Raw genomic sequence first — 16081 nt, forward strand, 5'->3', positions numbered from 1 at the left:
CCAACTCCTGTACAAGCGCAATGACTTGCGCGATGCTCAAACATGAAAATGGGACTGATAAATTAGCATAACTGCGAGAGACTGTCATTTTGTAATAATGTAACCGGACGATGAAAAACAAGGCATGTCATAATGAGCCGGCCAAGACAAACACTGCCGCATATCCGTTTGCCGCCATCGGCGCCACGCTAATGAACCAAGCCGGCAATGAGGCAGAGCATAGGGATTGTACCAGCCCGCACTGGGCACAGACCGGATTTAAGGGAACATTTGTTGAACTATATTCCCGGATTTCACAGTCTTACTCAGCGGTAAAAGAAGATCCGCAGCCGCAAGTGGTTTTTGCGTTGGGATTGCGTATGATGAATTGCTCGCCTTCTATATCAACCTTATAATCAATTTCCGCACCGGCGAGATACTGAAAACTCATGGGATCCACCAGCAGCTGCACGGTAGATGACTCGACCGGGCGCGACACCACCGTATCGTCCGGCTGTATGTCTTCATCAAAGGTAAAACCGTATTGAAACCCTGAGCAGCCCCCGCCAGTCACATAAACACGCAGTTTCAGGGCCGGATTCCCTTCTTCCTGGATGAGTTCCCACACTTTCGCCGCCGCACTCTGGGTAAATACCAAAGGATCTGTCATTTCCGCCATCTTGTACCTCGTTTCGTTGCCAGGCTTATTCACGAAGAAGCATTATACCAGAATGGCCAGCGCCTGACAGAGGATTGCGCGTCAGGCGCCGGCGCCCCAATCAATAGATATAATTTATCAATCCCATAAAAATCATTAATTGGAACAATAAGACAGGGTTTCTTATAGTCTAGCTATTCAATACACAATTTAACTCACAAGGGGAATCCATCCATGTTAAATACCGGCGATCTTTTGCCATCTTTCACATTAAAAGGCGTGGTTTCAGCCGACATTCAAACCGCGTTTGCAGATTTTACGGACAAGACATACAAAAATAAATGGCTGGTTCTTTTTTTCTGGCCCAAAGATTTTACCTTTGTCTGCCCGACCGAAATAGCTGAATTCGGCAAGCTGAATCAGGAGTTTGCCGATCGCGACGCACAACTGCTAGGTGTCAGCACGGATTCGGAATTCGTCCACCTGGCCTGGAAACAGCAAAAAGATGAATTACGTGCGCTGCCTTTTCCCATGCTGGCTGATTTGAAGCGCGAATTATCCGGTGAACTGGGAATCCTAGACAAACAGGAAGGCGTTGCCAAAAGAGCAGTCTACATCATTGATCCGCAAGGCGTCATTCGCTTCGCCATGGTCACCGACATGAAAGTCGGCAGAAATCCTGGTGAAGTATTACGCGTACTAGACGCGCTGCAGACTGACGAATTATGCCCATGCAATTGGCGCAAAGGCGAGGAAACCCTGGCGGTTGCCTAACTCAAGAGGAGTCAAACTCCCACTGAAAACGCTACGGGAAGCCTTACCCACACTTTTCGGAGCCGCTTCAGACATCACATAAACAACAAGAGGTTACACCACATGAATCTGGAAAATCTGAAAAATGAACTGCCTGATTTCGCAAAAGACATCAAACTCAATCTGAGCTCCGTCCTGAGCGAAACAGGATCCCCCGACCTGAATCAAAAACAGATCGACAGTATCGCACTCGCTTCCGCTTACGCGACACGCAACACGGATGTTATCGCCGCCGCCACCGCGCATGGCAGCGCCGGCCTGACGGCGGAAGATATCTACGCAGCCAAGGCCGCCGCCACCATCATGGCGATGAATAATGTTTACTACCGATTCACCCATACCATGTCTGATCCGGATTACGCCGCTATGCCGGCCAAATTACGCATGAATGTGATGGCAACTCCCGGCATGGACAAAATCCTGTTTGAACTGAACAGCCTCGCCGTCTCCGCGATCAATGGCTGCGGAAAATGCATGAATGCGCACGCGGAACAGCTGGAAAAATCCGGAACCTCCAAACAAGCCATCCAGTCTGCCATACGCATAGCCAGCGTCATTCATGCCGCCGCGCTGGCGAGAGAAATCCGTTAACATACATACAACGGCGTACAAGTCTCGCTTTACCTCATACATGCATTTATAATGACCCCACTTGAATAAGAGGGGTCATTATGCTCTGGGTAAAAGCATTTCACATTGTTTTCATGGTTACGTGGTTCAGTGGATTATTTTATCTGCCGCGGCTTTTCGTCTATCACACCATGGCGACAGATACCATCAGCATTGAGCGGTTCAAAATCATGGAGCGTAAATTATATTTCGGGATCACGACCCCTGGAGCGGTGTTGACCATCTTGTTCGGATTAATTTTAATCAGCTATGATCCGCGCGGCTATATGCATCCAGCCTGGATGCACGCCAAACTGGGACTGGTTGCGCTGCTGGTATTGTTCCATCTCTATCTGGGCAAACTTTATTTTTCATTCAGGGCAAACCGCAATCATCATGGACATGTGTTTTACCGCATCATCAATGAAGTCCCGGTTTTATTTCTTATCGCCATCGTCGTACTGGTAGTTGTCAAACCGTTCGGCCTGATCGGGCATTAAAGAGCTATTGCGATTGCCGCAATCCTGTTGACTCGTTGCTATCGCTCGCACTGACCCTGGTCTGCAAGCTGTCCAGAGGATGCGAGCCCTGGCTTCCATTCCCATTCCCGTTCCGCACGCGCGCCGCAGGTCTTTCCTGACCACTGACCGGCATGGCAACACGAAGACGGGAGGGAACCGAACCTGAGTCCATATAATCTTCAATAATAAAATCCCGCATTTCCTTTTTCTCTTTCCGGGCCGGCTGCTGGCCAGACAATACCGTGGCAGCGGAAGATGAATGCGCCTTCGTCGTAAACAGGCTGAGCGAAGATGACACCGCTCCCATAGGCTGGCTCGCAGAATGGGACGCCAAAGGCGAGGAACGGCTTAATATTTCGGTCGCAGCATGACGACTGGCGTCCGTTTTTTCTGACAGCACAGAATGTCTTCGGTGCTCCGGATTGACTTCCTCACCAACACATGGCCCTTCTCCGGGATGAATCATCACGAAATCATCCGCGATCGTTTTCGCAGACTCCACCGAACCTTCTCTGAGTCCGGGCTCAGGCGACCGCAGGGACAAAGGCACGGGCTTCGCTTCCAATGAAGAATCCCGCGTTCCGCTCTGGCTGGCCACTTCCAACGCCTTGCGCAGCGCCAGGCGGTCATGACAGATCACCTTGATTTTCGCATTTTCCTTTTTGCTGATTTGTCTGTGCCGCACATCTTCCAGTATTTGCTGTGTGCTCTTCAATGGATCTTCCAGCCATTGATCAAATATGATCTTGATAAGATTACGATAGCTGTCTGTCATGAAAAAATTGGTGATGCGCTTGGGAATGACTGGCACCATGGGCGCAACAATCGCGAGGGGAAGCTCGGTCAGACGCCGCTGATGCAAGGGTTTGTCTCTTAAATCAATCACCATGCCCAGCTGTTTCATGATCATGGCATAATATTCATCGAAAAACAGCATGGTGGACGGACTGGTTTCCAAGCCTTCCAGTGATTTCCAGTCGCCATATAAATCATACGACACCAGCTTCCTGCTCCAGCGAACCGGAGCCATTTCGCTGACTTCCTGCAGCTTCTTCTTCCAGTCAATCGCTTTCGCGTTACTCTTTAGCATGGGAAGAATTTGTTTGCCTATATTATCCATCATATGCTGCAAAACATAGCGGTGATAATAAAATATCTCCACGCCCGGACTATCATCTCCCGGAACCGGACGGTTTCTCAACAAGACAGCCGTGACAAAATAAGGATAAATTGCAGCGTATACCGCGTTGCTGATGAAAAAACTGTTGACGCCCGTCTGAGAAGAAATCAGACAGGAAATCAACTCCCCCGATGCATACAGCATTGCGCCAATGCCAAACGAATAAGCCTTATGTTTCGAAAGCTCCTTCGCCCTATGATCTGTGCACTGGCCGGCGGCACTATACGTATATTCTGCAAGACTTTCGCCGTAAGCATACATATATGCAAGCGGTGTCACGTATTTGACAACAGGCAGAAAGGATGCGGCCCAGATAGAAAACAGTTTTCCCGACAGATTGATTGAGCTGAACAAACCAGCAGAAATCAACGCACCATCATCACAACCGCACGGGCGGAAATGCTGGCTGGTAGGGTTCTCATCCACCACCTGCTTGCTGATGGCGAGATTGATCATTATGTTGTCGTAGACACGATGCAACATGATTCCACCCAGACCGATCATGATAAACGTGTTCATGGCCAGGTAAGCGGATGACTCCAGATAGGAATCGTCTTCGTCGGAAAAGCGGTACATGATGGCCTGGCGCCCCGCCTCAAGCAGCATGGCAAGACTCAGGTAATACACGACATTTGCCTTGAAGGATTCTTTTAACCCCGAGCGGGTTTTGGGAGAATTGGCGATTCGGGTGACATTGGATGGCTCCATGACAACCGTGCCGCCTTCCCAGGCTTTCAAGGAAGCCGAGTTGGCATAATTTCTGACCGTGGGTGAGGAAACAAAGGAGCTGACCAATCCTGACAATGCTTGATAGGTTTGACTAATCCCCGACCCTATCCATGAAACACTTTCTTTTGCCCATGCCCAAAATCCTTTCATGCGACATCCCTCAGGCTGTGTGTTATCTTTTTGAACTTAACACTCATGTCTTAAGAGAATATTAAGGACCGCGGGCGTTACAGCGCATCAAATGCTGTGTATCTCACTGCGCGGGCCGGAGGACATTCATGGAACACTCTTGCAGGCCGGGCGATTCACTCCGGCCGGCGCTAACGCAGCACATGATTTAATGCAGATTCAAGATCGGGATAAAGAAAACTGAAACCCATGGACTGTAATCGCTTGGGAGAAACATGCTGCCCTTCCAGCACCAGATCCCGGGCCATTTCCGCGCCCAATATCAGTTTTAACAAAAACGCCGGCGTTTTCATGAAAGCCGGCCGGGCAAGCACCCGGCTTAATGTGCGCGCGAATTCATGCTGACTGACACAGCCAGGCGAGACAATATTCACTGCGCCGGTGATTTCCGGTTTTTCCACCAGAAAATCAATCGCACGCACCACATCATCCAGCGCAACCCAGCTAAAAGGCTGAGCTCCCGAGCCGACGGCGCCTCCCAGATACCATTTGAAAGGTTTGACCAGCATGGGAAGCGCACCCCCCTCCCCGGATAGAACGACGCCAAAACGCATGAAAACCACAGGGACTCCGCCCTCGACCGCCGCTGCCGCCGCTTTTTCCCATTCACAGCCTACTTTGGAAAGAAAATCTTTGGGATGTGCGCAGTCAACAACCGTGTCTTCATCCAGAGCTGGCGGCAATTTATCCGGAAACTGCGGCTGCAAGCCATATATCCCGACCGCGCTCGCGTTAAAAAACCTTGGAACCGGCTGACTGAGTTTACAAAGGTGAGCCGCTATGGCTCGTGTGCTGCCTGTACGACTGTTGATGATTTCCTTTTTGTGCCCGGCATTCCATCTTGCCGCGCCTATATTTTCACCGGTAAGATTCACCACGAGTTCAGCAGATTGAAAAACGTCCGTGTTCAACCCGGCCCATGACACCGCTTTCACGCGGTTTCCAAAAACAGATTCCACATGTTTGACCGAACGACTGATGACTGTAATGGTGTGATTCAAGCGCAGCCAGTGTTCGATCAGCCGTTTTCCAATCAGCCCTGTACCCCCTGCGACAACTCTATGCATGAAGGTTTTTCCTCAAGTATGGTTGCGAATACCTTTTCCGCGGCCTTTAGTGTTTTTTCGATTTCAGCATTGCCATGGGCAGAAGAAACAAAACCCGCTTCAAATGCTGAAGGCGCGAAGTACACGCCTTCATCAAGCATGCCATGAAAAAACCGTTTGAACAATGAAACATCACAGCGTTTAACATCGCTTTCTGACACTATTTTATCCTGATCTGTAAAGAATATTCCAAACATACTGCCTATGGCATTGGCATAAAACGGCACTCCTGCCGCGCGGGCACATTCAGCCAGTCCCCGGGTCAGCTTGAGAGTTTGCTCTGCGAGTTTCGGATAAAAATCTGTTTGTGTGATTAACTCCATCATTGCGAGACCGCCTGTCATCGCAACGGGATTGCCAGACAAGGTGCCAGCCTGATAAACCGGCCCTAACGGCGCAATCGTGCGCATGATATCTGCACGGCCTCCAAACGCTCCCACCGGAAAACCGCCGCCTATGACTTTTCCCAGAACTGTTATATCCGGCTTGACTCCGAAACACGCCTGGGCACCCCCAAGTCCTACGCGAAAACCCGTCATGACCTCATCAAATATCAACACACTGCCATGTTTAGAACATAAATCCCTCAGCCCTTCCAGAAATCCGGGCACAGGCAACACACAATTCATATTGCCAGCCACTGGCTCAACAATCACACAGGCAATATCATTTCCAAATTTTGCAAACAATGCCGCCACTTCTTCCAAATGGTTGAACTCCGCCACGAGCGTATGCTGGGCAATACTCTCCGGAACACCGGCTGAACTGGGCACGCCCAGTGTCAACGCACCGGATCCTGCCGCGACCAGCAAACTGTCTGCGTGGCCGTGATAACAACCCGCGAACTTGATGATCTTGCTGCGCTGCGTGTATCCTCTGGCGAGGCGGATCGCGCTCATACTGGCTTCGGTACCGGAATTCACAAAGCGGATCATTTCCATGGATGGCATGATCTGACACACTTTCATCGCCAGCCTGACTTCAACTTCCGTAGGCGCGCCAAAGCTTAATCCGTTGTGTAATGCCTCCGTCACCTTCTGAATCACATAGGGATGAGTATGGCCCGCGATAAGAGGCCCCCAGGAACAAACATAATCAATATATTCATTCCCGTCCGCGTCAACCAGATAAGCCCCGTGCCCTTTTTGAATAAACACAGGCACCCCGCCCACACCGCGAAACGCGCGTACCGGTGAATTAACACCGCCAGGAATATACTGCAAAGCCAGATCATATAATTGTTTGGAATTTGTCATGGTAAGCCCGAATTTTTGATTGGTTTAAAATTGCCCGCAATCATACGTGGTTTTTTAGCGCAAGACCAGAACACCTCTGCGGCACCTGACGCGGCTCGATAAAAATCCTCATAATTTGGCGCGGTATACAGGATGATCAGGCGTTTCCCTTCCCCTGTAATCTGGTTCAGTTAAACTCTTATCAAGAGTAAAATCTTTACTGTAAGCATCCAGCGTGTAAGCGGAATAGCGCCGGGTCACGCCAGGCCTGACTTCCACCGGATCGGACGTATTGAATTCCCTCAAGGTACCCGATGCCGATTCCTTTCTTATCCATGCCTGCAAATCTTCCAGCCTGGAAAAGGCCGCCTCTCCCCGCTGTGATTCGAAGAATTTCCAGACATGTCCGTCATGTGCTATCACAAAAGCATGAGCGCCTTCATACTGCCTTCCCTGACTCCAGCCCTCACAATAGCCGGTCAGGAAAAAAATATTCCCATCCGAGGGATTGAGCCTGGCTAGCATTTTCTCCAGATTCCATTGTTTGGGGTAAGCATCTGCCGACAGTAACTGACAACGGATTTTGCCGCTGGGATCAGTCATGGCAGCCCGCCCTGCCAGAGTACTGCTGTGCCTGGCCTGGTAATTCACTGCTTTTGCAAGCGATGAGGGGTGAATAGTTTGTCTATCAGGATTCGCGGTTGAAATACCTCGCATGGAACAGCCATTCTCTATATACAACAAGGCAATCCCCTGACACGCCGCCGCATCCGTCACCAGATGAGGCAGATGGTGTTTTTTCTGCAGCGTTTTAAACAAGGTCAGTATCCCCACGTATCCCGCCTCGGTTTGACTAAACGGCGTCCAGATTCCGTTGAACTCCGTCACGAACTGATAATCAGAATATCCCGCCAAATTATAAGTTGTGGATGGAAGCATTCGCTGCATTACACTGCCCTCAATAATCCAGAAATTAAACAGACATGATCAATCCAGATTGAAAACGATTCCGCCCTGGCGCCAGCAATCATGTGGCGAATGCTGGACAGGTGAAGTGGGTCTCGTTAAACTGGCACCCCATTATTTGTCTAATTATTTTACACAACTGGAGCGGTATTAGAAATGCTTTCATTAGAAGAGGAGCCTACCATGGCAAATCAGTATAAGCGTTATATGTGTCTGCTTTGCGGCTTTATTTACGATGAAGAAAAAGGCTGGCCTCATGATGGTATTGCGCCCGGCACCCGTTGGGAAGATGTACCGCCCGCCTGGCAATGTCCGGAATGCGGCGCCACCAAAGATGATTTTGAAATGATTGAAATAGAAAAATAAAGCCGCCTGCCGCCAGTTTCCCGGCATGACGGAAGAGTTACAAGGTTTCAAAACCCTGCAAGTCCTGCCAGGGCAGTTCTTCATGAGTCACTTCCGTGACACTTGCCAGCTGAGGGCCTCGCTTGAGCCATTCGAATAATTGCATGAGGTTCTCCCGGCTGCCACAGGCGAGAACTTCCACCCTGCCATCAGGAAGATTGCGCGCCCAGCCCGTGATATGCAACCGCTCAGCCTGTTCTTTGGCTGAAGCCCGATACCAGACACCCTGAACTTTTCCCGAAACATAACAATGAAGACAAATGCGGCTATCCATCATTCCAAACCCTCCCGGTTGGTGAAAACGACCACAGGAACATGTCCCAGGCGGTTTTTGGCAATAATACGAAAACGGGCCGCCACAGGAACAGGCAACGCATCATAATACGCCTGACTGGTCACAAAAAATGCCGCCGGCGCAAAACGCATGAGCGCTGATTCATTATCAATGAATTCGGGCTGATCCAGGCTGTTCATATTGATCAGGTATTTAATCGGGAGACCGTCTGGTTTTTCCCGGTAAAAGACCAGCCGCGCGCTGCGCAGATTTCTTTTTGCCTCCACAGCCTGAACAAAATCCCTGGCCTTGTCGAAGTATAACTGTATGGGCTCAATGCAATAAAGAAATGTGAAAATAAAACTGAGCGCAGAGACACACAACAGCCCCGGCTCACGCACGCTCCGGAACTGCCCGGCATAAAACAGAATCAGACTGATTACCTGCAGTACTGACAACAGGACAAGAATGACCGTGTAACGTATTCCCAGTGACAAGGAGTGCGCGTGTTCATCATAACGAATAAACAGGACACCCAGGAAAAACAGCAGCGGCAAAACCAGAAACACCCGGGCCAGGGCTTTACGCAATAACACAAAATAGCGCTGCCTGGCGGGCGCGATGAACGGATAAGACGCGATCAACGCGGCCGCGGGCAGCATGGGTAAAATATATCGGACTTTTTTGTCATCGGGGATACTCATTCCGGCCAATATGATTGCCATCCAGCCGAATAAAAGATAAACCAGCTTCATTTCAGACGATGATTCGCGTGAAAAATAATATGCCACGCCCGGCAACACCAGGCAGGCGACCGGATACGCAAGCGCATAACTACCGAAACTATCAGTAAAATAAAAATAAACCGGCAAATAAGGGTTGTCCATTCTTCCCAGGACTTCCATGCGCATGACTTCCCGCATAAAAATATCCCCGCCCGTATGCCTAGCCAGAACCAGCAGGGCTGCCGTGCAGACGAACAGCAGCAACAGCGCGGCAAAACCGCTCAGAAGCAGTTTTCTGATATTTTTAGTCTGGAGATAGTACGCGCAAATCACTCCGGCCGGCATGACCAACCCAATGGGGCCGCGAAATGCAAAACCCAGAAACAGCAATGGATAAACCCATAACCCACGATTTGGATGATTCGCCCTGTCCGCGGAATAAATCAGATAAAACACCCCGGCGCAAATCACGGTAGGATACATATCCAAAGCAATGGAACGCGCGCTTTTGATAAATGTAAGCGTCAGCAGCAGAAAAAAAACCGCGCACCATCCGAAACGCCGGCTGTGCTGGCTTCCAATCCGATATGTTAAAACCAGTGTGGCCGCGGCAAGCACTGCCGAGGGAAGCACAGCTGACAGCTTGCTGACGCCCCCTAATAGCCTGGCTGACAGGTAAATGAGCAAAGTGGAAGCCGCGGGGTAATCCGGATAGGGAAGATGATAAGTCATGGGAAACCAGCTTGTTCCGTATCGCCACATTTCCAGAGCAAACAGATAAAAGCGTGAATCAAATCCCAGAATTTCCCGTGAACCTGACCCGATGACAAACAGGATCAGGCCCAGGCAGAAAATTATCAGACTTTCCAGTGTGTTGCGGTATGCTGCCAGCATGGTGTGCGTGAATGCGACAAATTGACTTGGGCGATAGTATCATTAACCGTACAGCAGGGCAAAGCCTGTCATCCTATAGAAAGTCGCAGAAATACACGCTACTATGACAGCCAATCCAAACCAAGAGTACTAATAGGCTGCTTATGCAAGATTACCTGATTCTTCCTTCCCTGTTGTCCGCCGATTTCGCCCGCCTGGGCGAAGAAGCCGAAGCAGTGATCGATGCCGGTGCCGATATGCTGCATCTGGATGTCATGGATAACCACTATGTCCCTAATCTGACAGTCGGACCTCTGGTATGTGAAGCCTTGCGCAGCTATGGAATCAAAGCCCCCATAGATGTGCATCTCATGACCAAGCCGGTGGACCGCCTAATCATCGATTTTGCAAAAGCCGGTGCTACAAATATTACCTTCCACCCCGAAGCCTCGGATCATGTAGACCGCAGTCTGGCTCTGATTCGTCAGCATGGCTGCAAGGCGGGACTCGCCCTGAACCCGGCGACATCGCTGCATTGCCTGGAATACGTCATGGACAAGCTGGACCTGATTTTAATCATGTCTGTCAATCCGGGATTCGGCGGTCAGACGTTCATTCCTTCCGCGCTGGATAAAATTTCACGCGTCAGAGAACTGGTAACTTCCCACGATCTGACAGTCCGCATAGCGGTAGACGGCGGTGTCAAGACAGAAAACATCGGGCAAATTGCCCAGGCCGGTGCAGATATGTTTATTGCAGGCTCGGCGATTTTCAATCAACCCGATTACGCGGAAGTCATTTCAACCATGCGCAAACAGTTATTGTGCGCACGATAAACGACTGCGATCACCAGTGTACCCGCGGCAAGAGAGGATCAGGAAGACTGTCCGCGACGCTTGCGGACAATCATGTTGAGCGATTCCACAAACAATGAAAAACCCATGGAGAAGTAGATATATCCTCTGGGAATATGGAATTCAAAACCGTCAGCGATCAACACCATGCCGATCAGAATCAAAAAGCTCAAGGCCAGCATTTTTATGGTCGGGTGCTTTTCCACAAAACGGCTCAGAGGTTCGCTGGCAAACAACATGGCGATAATGGCTATGGTAATCGCCGCGGCCATCAGCCAAAACCGCTGCGTTAAACCAATGGCGGTCAACACGCTGTCCAATGAAAAAATAATATCCAGGAGAGCGATCTGAACAACGACCATTTTGAATCCCGCTGATTTTTTCGTTACCTCGTGTTTCTGAGGCTCAGGCTCAATTTCCGCATGAATTTCCTGCGTCGATTTTGCCAGTAAAAATAATCCCCCCAGGATCAGGAAAATATCCCGTCCGGAAAAAGGCATCCCGGACAGAGTAAATAATGGCCGGGTGAGCTTGGTAAGCCAGATCGCACTGGCAAGCAATAACAGCCGGGTCACCCATGCGAAAGTAAGCCCCAGCCGGCGCGCTTTCGCCTGCTGATCCTTGGGAAGGCGCTGGGAAATAATGGCGAGAAAAACCAGATTATCGATTCCCAGCACAACTTCAAGAATTGTCAGGGTTACAAAACTCAAGAGGATATCAAAAAATTCCATCGCGAGATTTCTTGTTTATGTTGATGAGTAAACTCTTCTTATTAAAATAATAACCATAAAACGCAGGCCCGTACAGAAAAACCCGTTAAATTCTGACTTAAAAAAGCATAAACCGCTTTTTCCAGCCTGCGCCAGGTTATATGATGTTACTGACATTCTTTGGATAACTATCAGGTATACGCATGAACAAACCCGCACCTCACGCCGGTTTACGGCACGTCGCCCTCTATGTTCACCATCTTGCAGAATGCGCACATTTCTATTCTGCATTACTGGGCATGAAACTGGTCTGGCAGCCTGACGAAAATAATTATTATTTCAGCTCCGGAAGTGACAATCTCGCTCTGCATAAGGCGCCGGCTGATTTCAATCCCGCAAAACACCAGCGGCTGGATCACATCGGTTTTTTTTTGACAAGCCGTGATGAGGTAGACCAATGGCATGATTATCTACGCCGGAACCAGGTCAAAATCATGGCCGCGCCCAAAGACCACCGCGATGGAACGCGCAGCTTTTATTGTGCAGACCCGGATGGAAACGTGGTGCAGATGATTTATTATCCACTCTGACAAGACCTGCTACGCAGCGCTTGCATCAGAAGATCCTTCAGCGCAACAAACCTGCCCCGCATCAAATGCGGGGATGACAAGGCTGGCTCAAAGTTTTTTCACCCCTGTTTCTGCTCCCAGCAGCAATACATCCGCTGTACGTTTTGCAAACACGCCATTTTCAACCACCCCTACGATATTTTTCAACTTTTCTTCGATTGCTTTAGGATCAAGAAGTTTCATATTGAATACATCAAGGATGACATTGCCATTGTCCGTGACAAATCCTTCCCTATAGACTGGATCGCCGCCCATCAGCACAATCTGCCGCGCCACATAACTGCGCGCCATGGGAATCACTTCCACTGACACAGGAAAATCCCCCAGCAAGTCTACGTATTTGCTTTCATCCGCTATGCATACAAACTTTTTTGCGACCATCGCGATGATTTTTTCACGCGTAAGCGCGCCGCCGCCGCCCTTGATCATTTGCCTGGCGGGATTGATTTCATCCGCTCCATCCACGTACAAAGGCAATTCCGATACTGAGTTCAAGTCAACAAGAGGTATGGAAAGCGCTTTTAATTTGCTGGCGGTCGCTGCAGAACTTGCCACCGCACCTTCCAGCTTTTGTTTTACAGAGCGCAAGGCTTCAATAAAATATTCAACCGTGCTGCCTGTGCCGACTCCAATAATCATGTCATTTTCAATATACTCGACTGCGGCCTGTGCGGCAGCCTGTTTTCCAGCTTCTTTGTCAACAGTCACTTTCATGGCGAATTCCTTTTGATCAGGTGTATGAATTCATGGATTAATGCCTGGTCGCGAATCCAGCATATCACAGGATGTAACTGGTCAAATCTTCATCCTTGACCAGCTGCTGCAAGCGGTTGTTAACATAATCCGCGTCAATTTCAATGGTTTTATTGTCCAGTTCGGATGCAGAATAAGAAACTTCTTCAAGCAGCCGCTCCATAACTGTATGCAAACGACGCGCGCCAATATTTTCCACACGTTCGTTGACATGCCAGGCAATTTCCGCGATACGCCTTACCCCATCGGGCAGAAAGTTGATGATCACGCCTTCTGTGCCCAACAAGGCCGTATACTGTTCGGTCAACGCCGCTTCTGGCTCTGTCAGGATGCGCACGAAATCATCCGTGGACAACGATTTCAATTCCACGCGTATTGGCAGCCGCCCCTGGAGTTCAGGGATCAGATCAGAGGGCTTGGCGAAATGAAAAGCGCCGGATGCGATAAAAAGAATATGATCCGTGCGCACCATGCCGTATTTGGTGGAGACAGTCGAACCTTCAATCAATGGCAGCAAATCACGCTGCACACCCTCGCGAGATACGTCTGCTCCGGCATATTCTGAACGTTTGGCGATTTTGTCAATTTCATCAACAAACACAATCCCGCTTTGCTCGACACTCTCAATCGCCTTGGCCTTCATTTCATCATCATCAATCAGCTTGGCCGCTTCTTCCTCGCGCAAAATCTTTCTGGCGTCCGCGATCTTGAATTTGCGCATTTTTTTACGATCGGATCCGAGGTTTTGAAACATGTTCTGCAGCTGGTTGGTCATTTCCTCCATTCCGGGGGGCGCCATGATTTCCACGCCCATCGCCGACATGGAAACTTCGATTTCAATTTCCTTGTCATCCAGTTCACCTGCGCGCAATTTACTTCTGAACAACTGCCGGGTTGCGGAATCTTCCTTGGCCGGCTCATGCGGCTCGCCTGCAAACGGTGCTCGCGGCTGAGGCAGCAAGGCGTTAAGTATACGCTCTTCGGCTGCTTCTTCAGCGATGGAACGCACTTTTGCCATCTCTTTTTCACGCATCATTTTGATCGCCATATCCACCAGGTCGCGTATGATGGATTCAACGTCACGGCCAACGTAACCCACTTCGGTGAACTTGGTCGCTTCCACCTTGATAAACGGCGCATCCGCGAGCTTGGCCAGCCGGCGGGCGATTTCCGTTTTTCCCACGCCGGTCGGCCCTATCATGAGAATATTTTTAGGCATGATTTCATCACGCATGGGGGAAGGCAACTGCATTCTCCGCCAGCGATTACGCAATGCGACAGCAACGGCGCGCTTGGCATCCGCCTGGCCAATAATATGTTTATCCAGTTCGCTTACGATTTCCTTGGGCGTGGGTGTTGTTGGGATTGTCATGGCCATATTTGCTTACTCACTCATCTGACAGTTTGGATTATTGTAGGTCTAGTTATTAACCGAGAGTTTCTATTGTGAAATGGGTATTGGTATAGATACAGATTGACGCGGCGATTGCCAGCGCTTTTTCAGTCACTGTACGTGCATCCAGCTCACTGTTTTCCAGCAGCGCCTGCGCGGCGGCTTTAGCATAAGGCCCGCCCGAACCGATGGCAATCAAACTGTTTTCAGGTTCAATCACATCACCGTTACCGGAGATGATCAGCGATGCCTTGGTGTCCGCGACAACCAGCATTGCTTCCAGACGGCGCAGCATGCGGTCGGTACGCCAGTCTTTCGCGAGTTCCACCGCTGCGCGGACCAGGTTGCCCTGATGGGTTTCCAGCTTGGACTCAAATCTTTCAAACAAGGTGAACGCATCCGCTGTGCCGCCCGCGAACCCCGCCAATACTTTATTATTGTATAAACGGCGCACTTTTCGGGCATTGGATTTCATCACTGTATGCCCCAGCGTGACCTGACCATCGCCGCCGACTGCGACCATCCCGTTACGCCGCACGGAAACAATTGTTGTACCATGCATTTCAGCCAAAATACTGCACTCCTATTCAGATTACTTATATCGTCTACGCGGCCTGAACTCGCGCAAGCGTTCAATTTCTATATATGGGCGGTTATACACTTTACAACCCTCGATAAAATGCGCTTATAATAATGCCCAATTTCTCAGGAGTGTCAACGAAATGCGGCCCAGCCATAGAGCCCCCAATCAATTGCGCGCCATCCGTATGACCCGAAATTACACCAAACATGCGGAAGGCTCCGTATTAATCGAATTCGGTGACACGAAAGTTCTCTGTACAGCAAGCGCCACGCCCGGTGTACCGCCTTTTCTCAAGGATTCCGGCCGGGGCTGGGTGACCGCCGAATACGGCATGCTTCCCCGCTCCACACATGAACGCATGCAGCGGGAAGCCGCGAAAGGCAAACAAGCGGGGCGCACTCAGGAAATCCAGCGCCTCATAGGCCGCTCCCTGCGCGCGGCGGTGGATTTGACCGCTCTTGCTGATTTCACTATTGTCGTCGACTGCGATGTCATTCAGGCGGATGGCGGCACACGCACCGCTTCCATTACTGGCGGGTGTGTTGCGCTTTATGACGCGATAGAACGCCTGAAACAGCAAAACCGGATTACCACCAGCCCTTTTTTACAATATGTGGCTTCCATTTCGGTCGGCATTTACCAGGGCGAAGCCATACTGGATCTCGACTATGCGGAAGATTCCAGTGCTGACACCGACATGAATATCGTCATGACTGAAAAAGGCGGATTCATTGAAATTCAGGGCACAGCGGAAAAAGATACTTTCCAGCAGTCAGACCTGGACAAGATGCTGACTTTGGCGAAAGAAGGCATTTCAGAGTTGATTCAAGTGCAAAAACAGCGCTAGGCGCCGTCGCCGCATACTTGCCTGCGCGCCTTGCCGTCAATTAAAATCAG

At 50.1% G+C, this 16081-nt stretch carries 18 protein-coding genes; 7 read left to right on the forward strand and 11 right to left on the reverse strand.

Features of this window, described 5'->3' with window-relative positions:
* Positions 1 to 301 precede the first annotated feature (301 nt).
* Positions 302 to 658: an iron-sulfur cluster insertion protein ErpA gene (erpA, locus tag AQULUS_RS09610; RefSeq protein ID WP_148339934.1), complete on the reverse strand. Its 357-nt coding sequence runs from the start codon at positions 656 to 658 to the stop codon at positions 302 to 304.
* A gap of 213 nt (positions 659 to 871) precedes the next feature.
* Between erpA and AQULUS_RS09615 the strand changes: the two genes are divergently transcribed.
* The 3 genes from AQULUS_RS09615 to hemJ all read left to right on the forward strand — a co-directional run bounded on the left by AQULUS_RS09615 (position 872) and on the right by hemJ (position 2559).
* Entirely contained in the window at positions 872 to 1411 is a 540-nt protein-coding gene (locus AQULUS_RS09615) for a peroxiredoxin (protein WP_148339935.1), read from the forward strand.
* Positions 1412 to 1513: 102 nt separating this feature from the next.
* The gene (locus tag AQULUS_RS09620) at positions 1514 to 2041 is read left to right on the forward strand and encodes a carboxymuconolactone decarboxylase family protein (protein ID WP_148339936.1); all 528 of its coding nucleotides are present in this window, start codon (positions 1514 to 1516) and stop codon (positions 2039 to 2041) included.
* Positions 2042 to 2121: 80 nt separating this feature from the next.
* Entirely contained in the window at positions 2122 to 2559 is a 438-nt protein-coding gene (gene hemJ, locus AQULUS_RS09625) for a protoporphyrinogen oxidase HemJ (RefSeq protein WP_148339937.1), read from the forward strand.
* Between the two features lie 4 nt (positions 2560 to 2563).
* Here the strand turns inward: hemJ and AQULUS_RS09630 are convergent, their stop codons facing one another.
* From AQULUS_RS09630 to AQULUS_RS09645, 4 genes are all read right to left on the reverse strand, one after another.
* Entirely contained in the window at positions 2564 to 4639 is a 2076-nt protein-coding gene (locus tag AQULUS_RS09630) for a hypothetical protein (protein ID WP_148339938.1), read from the reverse strand.
* Positions 4640 to 4809: 170 nt separating this feature from the next.
* A complete protein-coding gene (locus tag AQULUS_RS09635) occupies positions 4810 to 5745 on the reverse strand; it encodes a TIGR01777 family oxidoreductase (protein WP_148339939.1) in 936 nt (311 codons plus the stop codon).
* The gene (gene hemL / locus AQULUS_RS09640) at positions 5712 to 7040 is read right to left on the reverse strand and encodes a glutamate-1-semialdehyde 2,1-aminomutase (protein ID WP_148339940.1); all 1329 of its coding nucleotides are present in this window, start codon (positions 7038 to 7040) and stop codon (positions 5712 to 5714) included. The genes AQULUS_RS09635 and hemL overlap by 34 nt, the downstream gene beginning before the upstream one ends.
* Before the next feature lie 108 nt (positions 7041 to 7148).
* A complete protein-coding gene (locus AQULUS_RS09645; protein WP_148339941.1) occupies positions 7149 to 7967 on the reverse strand; it encodes a hypothetical protein in 819 nt (272 codons plus the stop codon).
* Between the two features lie 201 nt (positions 7968 to 8168).
* On the opposite strand from AQULUS_RS09645, the gene AQULUS_RS09650 reads away from it, so the two are divergent.
* The gene (locus AQULUS_RS09650; RefSeq protein ID WP_148339942.1) at positions 8169 to 8351 is read left to right on the forward strand and encodes a rubredoxin; all 183 of its coding nucleotides are present in this window, start codon (positions 8169 to 8171) and stop codon (positions 8349 to 8351) included.
* Positions 8352 to 8388: 37 nt separating this feature from the next.
* Here AQULUS_RS09650 and AQULUS_RS09655 read toward each other — a convergent pair whose 3' ends face one another.
* Entirely contained in the window at positions 8389 to 8664 is a 276-nt protein-coding gene (locus AQULUS_RS09655; protein WP_148340338.1) for an acylphosphatase, read from the reverse strand.
* The gene (locus AQULUS_RS09660; RefSeq protein WP_148339943.1) at positions 8664 to 10283 is read right to left on the reverse strand and encodes an ArnT family glycosyltransferase; all 1620 of its coding nucleotides are present in this window, start codon (positions 10281 to 10283) and stop codon (positions 8664 to 8666) included. Before AQULUS_RS09660 ends, AQULUS_RS09655 begins: the two co-directional genes overlap by 1 nt.
* Before the next feature lie 143 nt (positions 10284 to 10426).
* Here AQULUS_RS09660 and rpe point away from each other — a divergent pair, with 143 nt between their 5' ends.
* A complete protein-coding gene (gene rpe / locus AQULUS_RS09665) occupies positions 10427 to 11098 on the forward strand; it encodes a ribulose-phosphate 3-epimerase (protein WP_148339944.1) in 672 nt (223 codons plus the stop codon).
* 38 nt (positions 11099 to 11136) lie between these two features.
* Here the strand turns inward: rpe and AQULUS_RS09670 are convergent, their stop codons facing one another.
* Entirely contained in the window at positions 11137 to 11847 is a 711-nt protein-coding gene (locus tag AQULUS_RS09670; RefSeq protein ID WP_148339945.1) for a TerC family protein, read from the reverse strand.
* A gap of 182 nt (positions 11848 to 12029) precedes the next feature.
* Here AQULUS_RS09670 and AQULUS_RS09675 point away from each other — a divergent pair, with 182 nt between their 5' ends.
* Positions 12030 to 12416: a VOC family protein gene (locus AQULUS_RS09675; protein WP_148339946.1), complete on the forward strand. Its 387-nt coding sequence runs from the start codon at positions 12030 to 12032 to the stop codon at positions 12414 to 12416.
* Between the two features lie 87 nt (positions 12417 to 12503).
* On the opposite strand, the gene rpiA is transcribed toward AQULUS_RS09675, so the two are convergent.
* The 3 genes from rpiA to hslV all read right to left on the reverse strand — a co-directional run bounded on the left by rpiA (position 12504) and on the right by hslV (position 15172).
* On the reverse strand, positions 12504 to 13169 hold the full coding sequence (rpiA, locus tag AQULUS_RS09680) for a ribose-5-phosphate isomerase RpiA (protein WP_148339947.1): 666 nt from the start codon (positions 13167 to 13169) through the stop codon (positions 12504 to 12506).
* 64 nt (positions 13170 to 13233) lie between these two features.
* Positions 13234 to 14580: an ATP-dependent protease ATPase subunit HslU gene (hslU, locus tag AQULUS_RS09685; protein ID WP_148339948.1), complete on the reverse strand. Its 1347-nt coding sequence runs from the start codon at positions 14578 to 14580 to the stop codon at positions 13234 to 13236.
* A 55-nt stretch (positions 14581 to 14635) separates the two neighbouring features.
* A complete protein-coding gene (hslV, locus tag AQULUS_RS09690; RefSeq protein ID WP_148339949.1) occupies positions 14636 to 15172 on the reverse strand; it encodes an ATP-dependent protease subunit HslV in 537 nt (178 codons plus the stop codon).
* Positions 15173 to 15323: 151 nt separating this feature from the next.
* On the opposite strand from hslV, the gene rph reads away from it, so the two are divergent.
* Complete coding sequence (gene rph, locus AQULUS_RS09695) at positions 15324 to 16031, forward strand: ribonuclease PH (RefSeq protein WP_148339950.1); 708 nt, start codon at positions 15324 to 15326, stop codon at positions 16029 to 16031.
* Positions 16032 to 16081 lie beyond the last annotated feature (50 nt).

This window comes from Aquicella siphonis, assembly GCF_902459485.1.
GTDB lineage: Bacteria > Pseudomonadota > Gammaproteobacteria > DSM-16500 > DSM-16500 > Aquicella > Aquicella siphonis.